This window comes from Streptomyces sp. SCUT-3 (genome assembly GCF_014083985.1).
GTDB lineage: Bacteria > Actinomycetota > Actinomycetes > Streptomycetales > Streptomycetaceae > Streptomyces_H > Streptomyces_H thermolineatus.
On record NZ_CP046907.1, the window covers coordinates 456,222 to 471,488 of the forward strand.

Below are 15,267 nucleotides of genomic sequence, written 5' to 3' on the forward strand. Positions count from 1 at the left end.
GCCGTTTCACGCACGTGTGCGCGTGCGTGTGCGTGTGTGTGCGTGTGCATGCAGGCGCGTGCGCGTTCGTGCGTGCGCGCATGCGTGTGCGCGCGCCGTTCCTTAACGCCCCGGGAGCGCCCGGGTCACTCCTGCTCGTGCTGCGGGCCGCGCCGGAAGATGCGGGTGGCGGTGACCTCCCCCACGGTCCGGTCGTCCGGGCGCGGGGCGGGGATGCCGCGGCGCAGGTGCTCCTCGACCGAGATGAACTTCTGCCCCATCCTCAGGTCCGCGTCGTTGCGCAGCCGCACCACCAGCGGGAACTCGGCCAGCGCGGTGGTGTCGAACAGGCCGGTGGTGTAGAGCAGCTGCACTCCGAGCGCGTCGGCGACCGCCCGCTGGAGCTCCAGCAGGTAGGTGGCGTTGGCGCGGCCGATGGGGTTGTCCAGGAACAGGGTGCCCGCGTGGCGGCGGCGCGAGCGGCCGCGGTCGTTGCTGCGCAGCGCGGCCATCGTGCAGTACAGGGCGATGGCGGCGGTCAGCAGCTGGCCGCCGGAGAAGACGTCGCCCATCTGCCCGACGGGGACGCGCTCGGCCCGCAGCACCGCGTCGGGCTTGAGGATCTCCACCGAGACGCCCTTGGGCCGCAGGGCCGCGTGGACCGAGCGCAGCAGCAGGGTCATGCCGTCGCGGCGGCCGAAGTCCTGCCGGGACGCGGTGCCGTCCTTGCGCAGGGAGGCGCGGGTGGCCTCGTCGACCACCTCCCCCAGGCGTTCGGTGAGCGTGGCCTGGTCCGGGTCCTCGAAGCGGATGCGCAGGAACTCCTGGCCCGACCACTCCCCCAGCCCCTCGGGGAGCCGGGAGAGGCGCTGCGCGGAGCGCAGGGTGGCCAGTGACGCCTCGACCAGTCCGCGCAGCCGGTCCACGATGCTGCCGCGGTTGCGCTCCAGCTGCTCGAGTTCGTCGGTGAGCACCCGCAGGCGCGGGGCGAACGCGGCGGCCCAGGCGGCGGCGTGCTCGGGCAGGGAGGACGCGGGCAGTTCGCGGATCTGCCGGCGGGCGGGGGTGCGCACCTGCTCGTAGCGGGCGGAGTTGGCGTGCCGGACCAGGACGTCGCACGCCTCGCGCACCCGGGACTCGGCGGCCGACAGGTCCGCCGCGCAGCCGCGCAGCGAGCGGCGGGCCTCGGCCGCGGCGGTGCGGGCAGCCTCCAGGGTCCCGTCGAAGGGGGACGCCCCGGGGCCGTCGGCCTGCTCGTCGTCGGCGGCCGGGCCGTCGCGCAGGAGGTCGCGCAGGAGGGCGGCGATCTCGTCGAAGCCGGCGGCGGAGTCCTCGGCGGCCCGGTGGGCGCGGACCAGTTCGGCGTGCCGGGCGCGGGCGGACTCCAGGGCGTCGGTGCGGGAGGCGAGTTCGGCGCCGACCGAGCGCAGCAGGGACTGGGCGTGGGCGACGCCGTCGGGGACGAGCTCCTCGGGCAGCTCGGTGTGCGCGGTGCCGTCCGCGGGGGCGTGCCGCTCGGCCTCGCCCCTCAGGCGGCCGAGCTGCTCGCTGGCGGCCGCGGAGCGGGACTCCAGGGTGTGCACCAGGGTCTCGGCGCGGGCGGCGGCGGCCTGCCGGGAGGGGCCGTCCGCGCCGTCGGTGTCCTCCAGCAGCGCCGCGGCGCGGGTGCGGACCTTGTTGGTCAGCCGGTCGAGTTCGGCGAGCGCGGCGCTCTCGGCGCTCTCGGCGCGGGCCTGTTCGGCGCGCAGGTCGGTTCCGACGCCGACCTGCTCGTACACCTGGGAGGCGGCCCGGTACGCCTCGCGCAGGGCCGGCAGGGAGGCGCGGGGCGCCTCCTGCGGGAGTTCCCCGGGCCCCTCCTCGGGGAGGTCGTCGGGGGCTCCGGCGATGTCGGCGCGTTCGGCGCGCAGGGTGCGGGCGGTGCGGCGGGCGTCGTCGGCGGCCCGCTGGGCGGCCCGGCGGTCCTCGTCGGCGGTGCGGGCGCGGGCCAGGAACTCCTGGGCGCGCTCTCCGCCTCGGCGGCCTCGTCCGCCAGTTCGCGGGCCCTGCGCTGCCAGGCGGGGCGCTCGCGCAGGCGGAAGGCGAGGCCGGACAGGGCGTCGGCGCGGCGGCGGGCCCGCTGCGCCGCCTCCTGCCGCTCGTCGCGCAGGCGGGCGGCCTCGGCGGCGGCCTCGTCGGCCTCCGCGCGGGCCTCCCGGGCCGCGGTCAGGCGCCGTTCGGCCGCCGCGGCCCGCTCGCGGGCCTCGGCCGCGGCGGCGGCCAGCTCGGCGAGGCGCCCTCCGGGCAGCCGGCGCGCCAGGAGGCCAGCCGGGCGGCGAGGGAGCGGTCGTGGGTGAGCCGGGCGGCCAGGGAGCGGATCTCCTGGTCGCGGGCGACGGCGCGCTCGCGCAGGGCGCGGCGTTCGCCGTCGGCCGCGTTCTCGTCGTGCATCGCCGGGTTCGGCGGCACGAGGAAGACGTCGGGCTCCGCCTCCGCGGAGGGGGCGGGGGCGAGCAGGGCGGCGGCGGTCCCGACGGCGACGGTGGAGCGCGGCAGCAGGGACGCCTCGGCGAGGACCTCGCGGGCGCGCAGGTAGCTGTCGGGGTCGGTGACGACCACGCCGTCGACCAGTTCGGGGCGCGCGGCCAGGACGGCCGCGTGGTCGGCGGGGTCCACGGACTGGGCGAGGTAGCGCCAGCCGGGCAGCGCCGGGACGCCGTGCTCGCCGAGGTGCTCGACGGTGGCCAGGACGTCGGGGCCGGGGGGCAGCAGTCCCCCGTCGCCGAGCGCGGCCAGGATCCGGGAGTCGTCGGCGGCGGCGGTGCGCAGGTCGAACAGCTGGCGCTCGGCGGAGGCGACGGCGGTGTCGAGCAGTTCGCGCAGCGTCTGCGCGCAGACGTCGAGCACCTCGACGGTCAGGGCGTCGCCCTCGCGGAGGCGGCGGGCGGCGTCCCGGGCCGCCCGGACGGCGCCGTCCGGGCGCGCGGCGCCGGGGTCCTGCGCGGGTTCCGCGGGCCCTGCGGACTCCGCGGACTCCTCGGATTCCGAGGGGGCCCGGGCCGGGCGAGGGGGGAGGCTGAGGAGTTCGGCCAGGCGCTCCTCTCCCGCGAGGGACTCCGCGGCCCGGTACTCGGCCGCGTGGGCGGCCTCCTCCTTGTCCGCGGTCGGCCGCGCGGGCGGCGGCGAGGTCGGCGCGGGCCTCCTCGGCGGCCGCGTCCCTGGCCCGGTCGGCGGCCGCGCGGGCGGCGTCGCGGGCCTGCTCCCAGGCCGTCCCGGCGGCACCGGCGTGCTCGCCCGCCTCCAGGGCGGCGCGCGCCGGGTCGGACTCGGGGGCGCCGGCGTCGATCCAGCCGGCCCGCACCGCCTGTTCGGTCTCCTGCTCGACCTCGGCCAGCCGCTGGCGCAGGTGCTCGGCCTCGCTGCGGGCCTTCTGCACGGCGGTGGCGGCGGCGGTGGCGTCCCGGTGGGCGGCCTCGCCCTCCTCCTGCAGGGCGGCGGCGCGCTCCTCCAGTTCGTCGGCGTGCCGCTCGGCCTGGGCGGCCGCCGACTGCAGGGCGCGCACCAGGTCGGCGGCGGCGCGGGCGCGGGCGGCCAGCGCGGGGGCGGCGTCGCGTTCGGCCTCGCGGATGGCGGCGGCCACCCGGGCGGCGCGGTCGGCCGCGGCGCGGTGGCGCAGGACGACCTCGGTGGCCTGCCAGGCGGAGTGCAGGTGCGGGCGTCGTTGAGTTCGCGGCGCAGGCGGCGGGCGTCCTTCTCGGCCGCGGCCAGGCTGAGCGAGGCGTGGCGGTGGGCGAGTTCGGCGGCGATCAGGGGCGCTGCGGCCCCGGGCGCGGTCGGCGTCGGCGGCCGCGGCGGACGCGTCGTCGACGGCCTCGGCGAGCTCGGCGGCGCGTCCGCGTTCCTCGGTCCCCCGCAGGGACAGGCGCCTGGCCAGGACGCGGGCCCGCGCTCGGCCCGGCGTGGACGCCGCGGGCGCCCTCCCGGGCGGCGGTGGCCTCCACGATGCGGCCCAGCAGGTCGACGGAGCCGGCGGTGAAGTTCGTTCGGCGGTCAGTTCGGCGCGGCGGCCGAGCTTGCCGGCGAAGCCGTGGACGAGGTCGGCCAGTCCGTCGGTGTCGCGGGTGTCGGTGACGGCGCGCAGCAGCAGGTCGGTGAAGTCGGAGTCGTTCTTGACCGCGAACAGGCCGGCGGCCTCGCCCTCGTCGGCGTTCATCTCCCTCTGGTAACGGAAGAGTTCGGGGTCCAGGCCGAGTTCGCCAAGGTGCTCGTTCCAGCGCTCGTGGACCTCCTCCCAGACCACGTCCAGGTGGGGGTACGCCTTGCCGGCCTCCATGAGGGCGTCGCGGAAGCCCTTCATGGTGCGGCGGCGGCCGGTGGCGCCGGAGGCCCCCTCGGCGGCGGGGCGCACCGCGTTGCCCTCGGCGACGGGCAGGTTGTCCAGGGACAGCCCGGGCCGGGGCGGAAGGTACCAGGCCTCGGCGAACTTGCGGGGTCGGAGGAGACCTGGCGGCCGCGCCACTCGCTGACCTTGCCGACGACGACCGGCTCGCCGGTGACGGTGTGCTGCCACTCCAGGGCGACGTGGCCGCAGTCGTCGGCGAGGAGGAACTTGCGCAGCACGCCGGAGCTGGCGCCGCCGAGGGTGTTGCGGTGGCCGGGCAGCATGACCGAGAAGATCAGCTTGAGCAGGACGGACTTGCCGCCGCCGTTCTCCAGGAAGAGGACGCCGGCGGGGGCGGGGCGGCGGGGCGGTCCCGCCGGCTCCTCGCCGAACAGCTCGGCCTGGGTGGGCGCCGGCTCGGGGACGAGGTCGCCGACGCCGCGCAGGTCCAGGACGGTGTCGGCGTAGCGCGCACCGGCGGCCCGATGGAGTACAGGCGGACCCGGGACAGCTCGTACATGGTGCGGACTTTCCGTGTGAACGTGTGTGGGGCGGTGCGGGGTGCGGAGGGGACGGGCCGCCGTCAGCCGTGGAAGGGCAGGCCGGCCCCGGGGCGAGGCCGTCGTCCTCGTCCGGGGGCAGGAGCGTGGGGGTGCCGTCGCCCACCACCACCACTCCCAGGTCGAGCAGTTCGGCCATGGCGGCGCCGCCGGCCAGGTCCCGGACCTGGAGCTGGTAGCGGGCGGTGGTGCGTAGTGCCGCCGGCCTCGTCGCCGGTGCGCTGGAGGAAGCCGGAGTCGACGAGGAAGGCCACGGCCTTGCCGACGATGCCGATCGTGGATCCGGCCAGGCGGCGGGCGTCCTTGGTGGCGCCGGTGGCGCTGCGGCGGGTGTAGACCCGCCAGGCGGCCTCCAGGCCGGGCGCGTCGGTGGCCGGGTCGGTGACCTCGCCCTGCTCGGCGGCCCGCTCCTCCAGGCGGCGGCAGGCCTGGCGGACGAAGGAGTCCACGCCGTTGACGGTGATCCGCCCGACGTAGCCGTCGTCGGCGAGGTCCTCGGGCGGGGGAAGGCCATGGCGGCGACGGCCAGGTGGGCCAGGCCGTGCAGGAAGCGGTCGGTGGAGTCGGCGGCGGCCCGGCGCGAGTAGTCGCCGGTGCGGACGGCGAAGACGGAGTCCTCCGCGGCGGCGACGGCCATGCCGGCGCGGGCGGAGACCTCCAGCACCACCAGGCCGAGTCCGGTGCGACGGCGTCGGCCAGCCGGGCGAAGGCGGGGTCGTCGCGGTGGCGGCGGACCAGTTCGGCGTACCAGGTCGCGGGCCGGCAGGAGCTTGGGCTGGAGGCCGAAGGAGACCAGCCGCGCGGCGTCGGCCACGTCGGCGGGGGTGACGGGTCCCGCCCCTCGCGCGGGGCCGGCTCGGTGCCGTCGTCGAACTCGTCGCTCACGGGTGGTGCTCCAGGTGGTGGTGGGACTGCAGGGGCGGGCGGGGGGCGTGGTGCGGCATGGTGTGTGGTGCGGGCACGGCGGGGCCACCGGCCGGTCGGGCGGTCAGGCGGTCGGCCGGGGCCGGGGACGGGAGTGCGTCGGGCGGTCCTGCCTCTCAGGTTCCTGGCGCTCGGCCGACATCCCGGCGGCGTCCAGCAGCGCCGAGCCGACGATCAGGTCCGCCCCGCCGAACTCGGGTCGTCCAGCTCGGTGCCGTCGTCCACGGCGAACAGCAGCCGCTCCTCCCCCTGCCGGTAGGCGGTGCCCACCGGCGGGCTGGCCGCGTGCACGGCCATCAGGGCGACCAGGTAGGGCAGTTCGGGGTCACGGCGGCGGGCCTCGGCCAGCAGCCGGGGCACGGCGCGGCGCGGGCGTCGGCGGTCGAGCAGTTCGCCGGCCGCCTCCAGCTGCGCGGCGGTGAACCGGCTGGTGTCGGGGGTGGCGACGAGGTCCGGCTCGGGCATCCGCTCGCCCAGGTGCTCGCGCTCCACCGGCGGGGTCAGCAGCACTTCGACCAGGTCGGCCACCCGCACGGCGGCCGGGGTGCGCAGCCCGGTGCCGCGGGCGAAGAAGGCGTCGGTGACGCGGGACGCCTGCTCCACGGGCAGCGGCAGCACCGGGTGCAGCAGTTGCCCGTACAGGTCCAGTCCGGCGCGGGCGGGCGGCGCGGCGAAGGCCTGCCGGTCCTGCTCGGCCCGGAAGACCGGGCCCGCCTCGAGGAGCCGGGACTGCAGCTGGGTGTGGCGGCGGATGCAGTCCTTGACGATGTCGACGAGCTCCGCGGCGCGGCGCTTGTGCTCCCCGGAGCGGGGGTCGTCGGCGTCGGCGTCGTCGCGGACGCGGCGGATGTTGGTGAGGATGGCGTTCTCGTGCCGGTAGCGGTCGGCGACGTGGTCGAGGGCCTCCGCTATCAAGTCGGGCACGGCCTGCAGCCAGTCCACGGCCCGGACGTTGCGGCGGGTGGCGTCCAACGCCTTGCGCAGGGACTCGGCGTACTGGACGGTGCGGTAGCGGGCCTGCTCGGCGGCGAGCTGCGCGTCGGCCAGGCGCCCGCGCCGCACCAGGACCTCCAGTTTGACCTCGGCGGCGATCTGGGCGCTGGTGACGTCGGTGTCCAGGGCGCCGACCAGGACGTTGACGGCCTCGTCGGTGGTGCGCAGGTAGACCCCGCCGTCCGGGCCGGGGACCTCCTCGACGAGCTTGAAGTCGTAGTCGCGGCGGACATAGGAGCCGTCGGTGTCGAAGGTGCCGTAGACGGCGCGGAAGCCGCGGTCGACGCTGCCGACGTTGACCAGGTTCTCCAGGACCCAGCGGGCCACCCGCTCGTGCTCGGCGGCGGGGCGGCCGGGGGCCTGGGCGGCGGCGCGGGGCACCAGGCGGGCGACTATCGCCTGCGGGTCCGCGCCGGTGTCGAAGTCCATCTGGAGGGTGACCAGGTCGATGGCGGCCAGGGCCAGCTCGGCCATCGCGTACACGGAGTACTCGCCGGCCAGGTTGGCCTTGCGCACGTCCAGGTCGTGCAGCGGGGCGGTGCAGGCGAGCGCCTTGAGCCGCCGGGCCAGGCCCTCGTCGGCGGCCGGTCCGGGGGCGGGGCGCGGGGCGCCGGCCGCGTTCTGCTGCGGGACGGTCGCCAGGTCGTGCACAGTCACGTCGCACAGATTAGGCGCTCCGGCCGACAGGTACCGAAACGCCACGGGCCGCGGGGCTGCCCCGGGCCCGCCCCCGGACGGCCGGGCGCCACCGGCCTTGTAGGGTTGCCCGACGATCTCCTACCGTAGGTGTCGCAGCGGGCCGGTCCGGCTCTCCCCCGCGAGGAAGGCCCCCGGCGGCCGGCGGCACCGTCCCGCACCAAGGAGCCGCAGCGCCATGAGCCTCCCGGTGATCGACCTCAACGCCGACCTCGGCGAGGGCTTCGGCCGGTGGCAGCTCACCGACGACGAGGCCCTGCTGTCCGTGGTCACCAGCGCCAACGTCGCCTGCGGCTTCCACGCCGCGGACCCGTCGACCATGCGGCGCGTGTGCGCCCTGGCCGCCGAGCGCGGGGTCCGCATCGGCGCCCAGGTCTCCTACCGGGACCTGGCCGGCTTCGGGCGGCGCGCCATGGACGTGCCCCCGGAGGAGCTGGCCGACGAGATCGCCTACCAGATCGGGGCGCTGGAGGTCTTCGCCCGGGCCGCGGGCGCCGAGGTCGCCTACGTCAAGCCGCACGGCGCGCTGTACAACCGCACCGTGCACGACGAGGAGCAGGCCGGCGCGGTCGTGGAGGGCATCCGGCTCACCGGGGCGCAGGTCCCCGTCCTCGGCCTGCCCGGTTCGCTGCTGCACGCCGCCGCGCGGCGCGCGGGGCTGCCGGTCGTGGCCGAGGCGTTCGCCGACCGCGCCTACACCGCCGCCGGCACCCTGGTGCCCCGGCGCGAGCCCGGGTCGGTGGTCACCGACCCGGACGCCGTCACCGAGCGGGCGCTGCGGTTCGCCCGCGACGGCGAGGTCACCGCGCTCACCGGCGAGCTGGTCGCGGTGCGCGCCCGCTCTCTGTGCCTGCACGGCGACACCCCCGGGGCCGCGGACCTGGCCCGGCGGGTGCGGGCCTTCCTGGAGGAGGCCGGGGTGAAGGTGGAGGCCTTCGCGTGAGGGTCCTGCCGGTCGGGGAGCACGCCCTGCTCCTCGAGGCGGACACCGGCGAGGAGGCCGCGGCCTGGCACGCCGAACTGCTGCGCCGCCGGGAGGCCGGGACACTGCCGCCGGTCCGCGAGATCGTGCCGGCCGCCCGCACCGTCCTGCTCGACGGGCTCGACGGGCCCGATGCCGTCCGGCGCCTGGCCGCCGGCCTGGCGGGCCTGCGCCCGCAGACCGCGCCGGGGCCGGCCCGCGCCGCGGTCGAGATCCCGGTGCGCTACGACGGGCCGGACCTGGCCGAGGTCGCCCGGATGTGGGGGGTGGCCCCCGGGGAGGTCGCCGCCGTCCACTCGGCCGTGGAGTTCCGGGTCGCCTTCTGCGGTTTCGCGCCGGGCTTCGGCTACCTGGCGGGGCTGCCGGAGCGCTACGGCGTGCCCCGGCGGGCCACCCCGCGCGCCTCGGTGCCGGCCGGCGCGGTCGCCCTGGCCGGCACCTGGACCGGCGTCTACCCCCGTCCCTCGCCGGGCGGCTGGCAGCTGATCGGCACCACGGACACCGTCCTGTGGGACACCGCCCGCACCCCCGCCGCCCTGCTCTCCCCGGGCGTCCGGGTGCGCTTCGTCCCGGTCGTCCCGGTCGCCCCGGTCGCCCCGGAGCCGGCCGGATGAGCGCCGCGGGGCCCGACGGGGCGCGCGAGGCCGAGGTCGAGGTCGTGCGGGCCGGAGCGCTGACCACGGTGCAGGACCTGGGGCGGCCCGGCCACGCCCACCTGGGCGTGCCGCGTTCGGGGGCGCTGGACGAGCCCGCGCACCGGCTGGCCAACCGGCTGGTCGGCAACCGCGCGCACGCCGCGACCCTGGAGACCACCCTCACCGGCTGCGCGGTGCGGGTGCGCCGCGCGGTCACGGTCGCGGTGACGGGGGCGCCGTCCCCGGTGACCGTCGGCGGGCGGCCCGCGGCCTGGGGCGCCGCCGTGCACGTCCCGGCCGGGGCGGTGGTGGAGGTGGGCCGGGCGGCCGCCGGGCTGCGCGCCTACCTGGCGTTCGCGGGCGGGATCGAGGTCGAGCCGGTGCTCGGCAGCCGGGCCACCGACCTGCTCTCCGGCCTCGGCCCGCCCCCGCTCGCCGACGGCGCGGTGCTCCCGGTGGGCGCGCCGCACGGCCGCCCCGCCGACGCGGACACGGCCGTGTGGCGGGGACCGGCCCGGGAGCTGGTGCTGCCGGTGGCGCTGGGGCCGCGCGACGACTGGTTCACCGCGGCCGCCCTGCACACCCTGGCCACCGGCCGGTTCACCGTGTCCCCGGCCGGCAACCGCATCGGTCTGCGCACGCACGGGCCGGCCCTGGAGCGGGCCCGCGGCGGCGAACTGCCCAGCGAGGGCATGGTGCTGGGGGCGGTCCAGGTGCCGCCGGACGGGCGGCCCGTGGTGTTCCTGGCGGACCACCCGACCACCGGCGGCTACCCGGTGGTCGGCGTCGTCCCCGCCCGGGCCCTGGCGGCCGCGGCGCAGGCGGTGCCGGGCACGCCGGTGCGGTTCGTGCCGTTCCGCCCGCGGACGGCCGCGGTCCGGCACCCCGTGGTCCCGGACGGCACGCGCCCGCCCGGCGGGTACGGGGGATGAACCGCCGGGCGGGCTGAGACGACGCATACCCCCTCCCCGCCGCGCCATGCGCACCCCGCAGGGGTTTCCGGCCCCGGGCGGGGCCCCGGGCCGGCGGGGCCTCCGGGCAGGCGGGGCCTCCGCGCCGGCGGCAAGGCGGTCAGCGGGGGCCGTGCAGGCGTCCGCGCACGGCGCTCTGGACCTCGGCCTCCTCGGCCGGGTCGGCGGCCAGGCGGCGGAGCCGGGCGAGCACCCGGACGTCGCCGATGGCGGCGTGGGCAGCGGCCAGGGAGCGGGTGGACTCCTCGCAGTCCCACAGGCACTCGACGGCGAAGCCGGAGGCGAAGGCGGGGTCGGTGACGGCCAGTGCCCGGGCCGCCCGGCCGCGCAGCTGCGAGGAGGCGGTCTCGCGGTAGACGTGGCGCAGCAGGGGTGCCGCGCAGGTGACGGCCAGCCGGCCGGCGCCGTCGACCAGCGGGCCCAGTCCCGCGGCGTCGGCGCCCTCGCGGCGGACCAGGTTCCGCAGGGCGGCCAGGACGCGGGGGGCGTCCGCCCCGCCGCCGCGTGCGGCCAGCAGCCGGGCGGCCGCGGCGCCCAGGGCGTCGTCGCGTGCGGACCACAGGCGGGCGCGTTCCAGGGACCGGGTGTCGCGCATGCGCTCGAAGGAGCACAGGGCGGCGTCCGCGACCCGCCGTTCGGGGGCGCCGGCCGCGGCCTCGATCAGCTCCAGGGTTGCGGGGTCCTCCTTGCCCGCCAGGTGGCGCAGGGCGGCGGCGCGCGCGGTGGCGGGGCCGAAGCGGGCTGCCGCGAGGAGTTCGGGACGGTCCTCGGGGCCGGCGACGGCGTCCAGGCAGCGGGCCGCGGCGGCGTCGCGGTGCCCGTCGGAGCCGGCGGGGCCGGGCTGCTCGGCCCATTCCAGGACCGCGCCGACGCTCCACCCGGGGGTCGGGCCGGCGGGGGCGAGCTGACGCTGCCAGCGGTGGAAGGAGGCGTCGTCGAACGCCCGGCGCACCCGCTCGTGCTCCTCGGCCCACAGGTGCCACGGGCGCGGCTCGTAGGCGTCGCGCACGGCCGCGGCCAGCTGTGCGTCGCCCTCCGGCCCCGCGGGGAACCGGGCGAGCACGGCGGGCCCGAGCCGGCGGAGGGAGGCGTCGTCGTCGCGCACGGCGAGTTCGTCCAGGGCCCACTGCCAGGAGGTGCCGGCGGCGGCGTAGCGGCGCAGCAGGCCGGTCGCGTCGCGCCTGCCGTAACCGGCGAGGCGTCCCAGCACCGACAGTGCCAGGCCGGTGCGGTGCTCGTCGGTGTCGACCAGGTCGTCCGGGTGGAAGAGGTGCTGCTCGATCCCGTCGAGTCCCGCCTCGAGCTCGCTGTACAGGCGCGCGTAGTAGAGGGAGCGGGACTCCAGCTGCCAGTCGCCGCGCGGGTCGCGCAGCACGCATGCCTCCAACGCGGCGAGCGCCTCGCCCGGCTGCGCCGCGAGGGCGTGCAGCGTGCCGTCCCCGCGGCCTCGCTGGAGGAGACCGAGAAGGGAACCACTGGGCGCTATGTCTGGGTCGAACATGAGGTCAGCATCCGTTGCGGGGTCTTTCCTGGCAACGGGATTTCCGCTGCCGGTCACCCGTACCTGCCGGTCACCGCGGTGTTCCACCCCCTGTGCGGGCCGCCGGGGCACGGCCGGGCAGCGCCGTAGCTTACCCGGAGATCGGCCCCCGGGCCCGTGCCGGAGCGGACCTCCTTCCCGGAGAGCACGGTGCGCGCCGCGGCACCGCCCCGGCCGGTCGGGGCGAAACCCTTACGATCACCCCCACCCTGTGCCAAAGTCAGCACTGCCCCTCCCCCTCCGCCCCGTGCGGCCGCCGCCTCCCGGTCCGGCCCCCTCTCCCTCGACGAGCTGCCCTCGTGGCTGTGCGCCGAGGACCGGCAGGCCCTGACCGCGGCGGTCGCCGCCGGCCCGGTGGACGGCCGGCCGGTCGACGGCAGGTTCCGCATCGTGCGCCCGGACGGTGCGGTCCGCGCCGTCCACGTGGCGGGCGAGCCGGTGCTCGACGCCGACGGCGGCGCACTGTCCCTGCGGGTGGTGGTGCGGGACCTCGGCGACCGGCCCCCGCGCCGGGAGGGAGCCGGACCGGGAGACGGGGAGGCGCGGGGCGAGGGCCGGGAGGCGCGGGGGTGAGCGCCCTTCGCGTGCCCGTCCCCGCGCTCCCGCCCCTCCCCCTCAGACGCCGCGGAGCCCGGCGCGCGGGGGCGCCGTCTCCTCGATCTCGGCCCGCAGTTCACGGATGCCCGCGTCGTCCGCGTAGCGGCCGGTGAGCCGGTACATCTCCCGCAGCCGGTCCCAGGTGCGGTGCGAGGACGTCTGCCCGATGCTGACCAGCGCCAGCCGGGCGTAGCGGTCGGCCTGCTCGGGGTCGCCGCCGATGAAGCAGGCGGAGGCCAGGGACAGGTAGTCGAAGATCTTCGACCGCTCCCGGCCGTCGGCCCGCAGGTCCAGCGCCCTGCCCGCGTGGTGCTGGGCGAGGGCCGCGGCCGAGGGCTCGTGCTCGGCCAGGGTGCGGTAGGACAGCGCCTGCATGCCGTGCAGGTCCGCCTCGTCGAACATCTGCATCCAGCTCGGCGGGGGGGACGTCGGAGCGGTCGGAGACGAAGAGCTCCTCGGCCTCGCCCAGGGTGCGGCGCACGGCCTGGCCCCTGCCCAGCGAGGCCTGTGCCCAGGCCTCGATCGTCAGCAGCATGGCGCGGGTGCGCGGCAGGGTCTCCTCGCCGGACCCGGACTTGGCCAGCTGCATCAGGTCCAGGGCCTCGTCGGGGCGTCCCAGGTGCACCATCTGGCGCGCGGCGCGCGAGAGCGCCTCACCGGCCCGGGGGCGGTCGCCCCCCTCGCGGGCCGCGTGCGCGGCGATGACGAAGTACTTCTGGGCGGTGGGTTCCAGGCCCACGTCGTGGGACATCCAGCCGGCGAGCACCGCCAGGTTCGCCGCCACCCCCCACAGCCGGCGCTGCAGGTGCGGGGGGTGCCGGTAGGCGAGCATGCCGCCCACCTCGTTGAGCTGGCCCACGACCGCCTTGCGCTGGAGACCCCCGCCGCGGGAGGCGTCCCACGCGCGGAAGACCTCCACCGAACGTTCCAGGGCGTCCACTTCCTCGGACCCCACCGGGGCCGCCTCGTAGCGGTCGAAGGAGACGTGGCCCGCGCGGCCGGGCCCGCCCGCGCCGGCCTGTGCCTGTGGGGGGGCGTCGTGCAGCCAGTCGCGCATGGCGGCGGTCAGCGCCGATCCTGCGGTGAGTGCCGCGCCGGCACCCACCAGTCCGCGTCGGTTGAGCATGAGGTCCATTCCCGTGAATTCGGTGAGGACCGCGGCTGTTCGTTCCGGTGCCCAGGGCAGGCCGTCGACGGTTTGCCTACTGCCGGTGCGCCGATGCCGGTCGAACCCGAGATCCTCGATGGTCACGACACGGCCGAGGCGCTCGGTGAACAGGGAGGCCAACACCTTGGGCACGGGATCTCGCGGCTTCTCGCCGGTCTCGATCCAACGCCTCACACGGGACGTGTCGGTCGACAGCTGCTGGTGGCCGCAGGCCGCCGCGTGCCGGTTGACCAGCCGTGCGAGTTCGCCCTTCGACCAGCCCGTCAGGGCGAACAGGTCGGACAGGCGGGTGTTGGGTTCCTTGGTCACGTCAAGCCCCCAGGTTCCTCGGCACGGTCGACAGTAGTGGCCGTGCCCACCCCCCGGGAGCATTCGCCAGGGTTCGCCAGGGTGCGCCACGTGGTCTGCCACCCGCGCGCGGGTGTGGTGTGGGTGACGCGCTCCCCGGACCGGCTCCGGCCGGTTCCAGCACGGCGGTGCGGTCGGGACGAACCGGCCGCGCAGCCGTACCGCCGGGAGCTCCGGGCGTCCGGTCGGCGGCTCCCTGCCCGGTCCCGGGCCCGCATTCCCCAGGGTGCGGGTCCGGGACCGGGCGGGAGGCCCCGGCCGCCCGGTCCGCCCGGACAGGTGCGCAGCCCGCCGTCGGCCGAAGGAAGGGAACCCTCTCCCGCTCATGATGTACTCGGCATCGTCCTCCGTGTCCGCCCCGCCCCGGCCCGTACGTCCGCGCGACGGGGACGGCGCGCCGCCGGCGCGCCCCCTGCCGCCGGCCCGGGTCGTCGCCCCGGCCCGCGCCTCGTTCCGCGGCCTGCCGCCCGGCATCCTGGACGAAGCCGCCCGGCGCGGCCGGCCGGCGGCCCCCGGGGACCGCGCCCGGTCCGACGGCCGTCCCGGTCCGGGCACCCCTCTCGGCGAGGAGCTGCGGGCCGCGGTCGCCTCCGTCCGGCGGGTCTGCCCCGAGTTCACCGCCGTGCAGGTGCTGCGGCGCAGCGGCCGGTCGGCGCTGGTCGCCGGAACCGTCGGCCGGGTGCCCGCCGTGGCCAAGTGCCTGATCGACCACTCCCCCGCGTGGGTGGACCGGTTCCGCCACGAAATAGGGGCCTACCGCACGTTCGTCCGCCATCGCCCGCCGGCCGGGGCCCCGCGGCTGATCGCCGCCGACCCCGGCAGCTGCGTGCTGCTGCTGGAGCGGATCCCCGGGCGGACCGCCGCCCTGCAGCGGCACCCGGCCGGCGCCGTCCCCGCGGCGGACGCGCAGTCGGTCCTGGCCGCGTTCTGCCGGGTCAACCTGTGGCAGCCGCCGGCCGGTTCCTTCGAGCCGTGCATCGACTACCCGGGGCAGATCGCCCGGTACCACGAGACGGGCCTGCTCACCGACCGGGACCTGGGGGACCTGCAGAAACTGCTGCACGGCCTCGGCCACCCCCAGTGGCAGTTCTGCCACGGCGACGCGCTGCTGTCGAACGTGGTGCTCTCCCCGGCCGGCCCGGTGCTGCTGGACTGGGAGCACGCCGGCTGGTACCTGCCCGGCTACGACCTGGCTGTGCTGTGGTCGGTGCTGGGCCGCGACCCGGCCTCGCGCCGCCGGATCAGCCGGCTCGCGCAGGCGGCGGGGCCGTCCTCCCGGGACGCGTTCCTGGTGAACCTGATGCTCGTGCTGACCCGCGAGATCCGCCGCTGCGAGACGGTCGTGCAGCGCGCCATGCGCAGCAGCGTCCCCCCGGCCCCTGGACAGGCCGAGGCCGACGAGGAGCAGCGGCTGCTGCTGCGCCGCCTGCACGACGACTGCGGCAGGGTGCGCCGGGCGGTGCGGGCCGCCGTCGGGACGCGTTGACCCCTTGGCCCCGGCCGGGTCCGTGCCC

At 77.7% G+C, this 15,267-nt stretch carries 6 protein-coding genes and 4 pseudogenes; 5 read left to right on the forward strand and 5 right to left on the reverse strand.

Annotated elements, in window-relative coordinates; translation table 11 throughout:
- Nucleotides 1-125 precede the first annotated feature (125 nt).
- The 3 pseudogenes from GQS52_RS02080 to GQS52_RS02090 form a co-directional block, all read right to left on the reverse strand.
- Nucleotides 126-4,859: pseudogene (locus GQS52_RS02080) on the reverse strand (hypothetical protein).
- 63 nt (nt 4,860-4,922) lie between these two features.
- A pseudogene (locus GQS52_RS02085) lies at nt 4,923-5,731 on the reverse strand (hypothetical protein); the annotation flags it as partial.
- Between the two features lie 156 nt (nt 5,732-5,887).
- Nucleotides 5,888-7,332 (reverse strand): annotated as a pseudogene (locus GQS52_RS02090) (hypothetical protein).
- A gap of 358 nt (nt 7,333-7,690) precedes the next feature.
- On the opposite strand from GQS52_RS02090, the gene GQS52_RS02095 reads away from it, so the two are divergent.
- Genes GQS52_RS02095 through GQS52_RS02105 form a run of 3 tightly spaced genes read left to right on the forward strand, consistent with a single transcriptional unit; the run spans nt 7,691 to nt 10,061 of the window.
- A complete protein-coding gene (locus GQS52_RS02095; RefSeq protein WP_182311393.1) occupies nt 7,691-8,455 on the forward strand; it encodes a 5-oxoprolinase subunit PxpA in 765 nt (254 codons plus the stop codon).
- Nucleotides 8,452-9,108 carry an allophanate hydrolase subunit 1 gene (locus GQS52_RS02100; RefSeq protein ID WP_182311394.1) on the forward strand — a complete coding sequence of 219 codons (657 nt, stop codon included), beginning with the start codon at nt 8,452-8,454 and terminating at the stop codon, nt 9,106-9,108. Before GQS52_RS02095 ends, GQS52_RS02100 begins: the two co-directional genes overlap by 4 nt.
- The gene (locus tag GQS52_RS02105; protein ID WP_182311395.1) at nt 9,105-10,061 is read left to right on the forward strand and encodes a biotin-dependent carboxyltransferase family protein; all 957 of its coding nucleotides are present in this window, start codon (nt 9,105-9,107) and stop codon (nt 10,059-10,061) included. The genes GQS52_RS02100 and GQS52_RS02105 overlap by 4 nt, the downstream gene beginning before the upstream one ends.
- A 139-nt stretch (nt 10,062-10,200) precedes the next feature.
- Here the strand turns inward: GQS52_RS02105 and GQS52_RS02110 are convergent, their stop codons facing one another.
- On the reverse strand, nt 10,201-11,601 hold the full coding sequence (locus tag GQS52_RS02110) for a HEAT repeat domain-containing protein (protein WP_182311396.1): 1,401 nt from the start codon (nt 11,599-11,601) through the stop codon (nt 10,201-10,203).
- 156 nt (nt 11,602-11,757) lie between these two features.
- Here GQS52_RS02110 and GQS52_RS02115 point away from each other — a divergent pair, with 156 nt between their 5' ends.
- Complete coding sequence (locus GQS52_RS02115) at nt 11,758-12,213, forward strand: hypothetical protein (protein ID WP_182311397.1); 456 nt, start codon at nt 11,758-11,760, stop codon at nt 12,211-12,213.
- 42 nt (nt 12,214-12,255) lie between these two features.
- Here the strand turns inward: GQS52_RS02115 and GQS52_RS02120 are convergent.
- Nucleotides 12,256-13,714: pseudogene (locus GQS52_RS02120) on the reverse strand (hypothetical protein).
- A 367-nt stretch (nt 13,715-14,081) separates the two neighbouring features.
- Here GQS52_RS02120 and GQS52_RS02125 point away from each other — a divergent pair.
- Nucleotides 14,082-15,239 carry an aminoglycoside phosphotransferase family protein gene (locus tag GQS52_RS02125; protein WP_182316154.1) on the forward strand — a complete coding sequence of 386 codons (1,158 nt, stop codon included), beginning with the start codon at nt 14,082-14,084 and terminating at the stop codon, nt 15,237-15,239.
- Nucleotides 15,240-15,267: the final 28 nt, after the last annotated feature.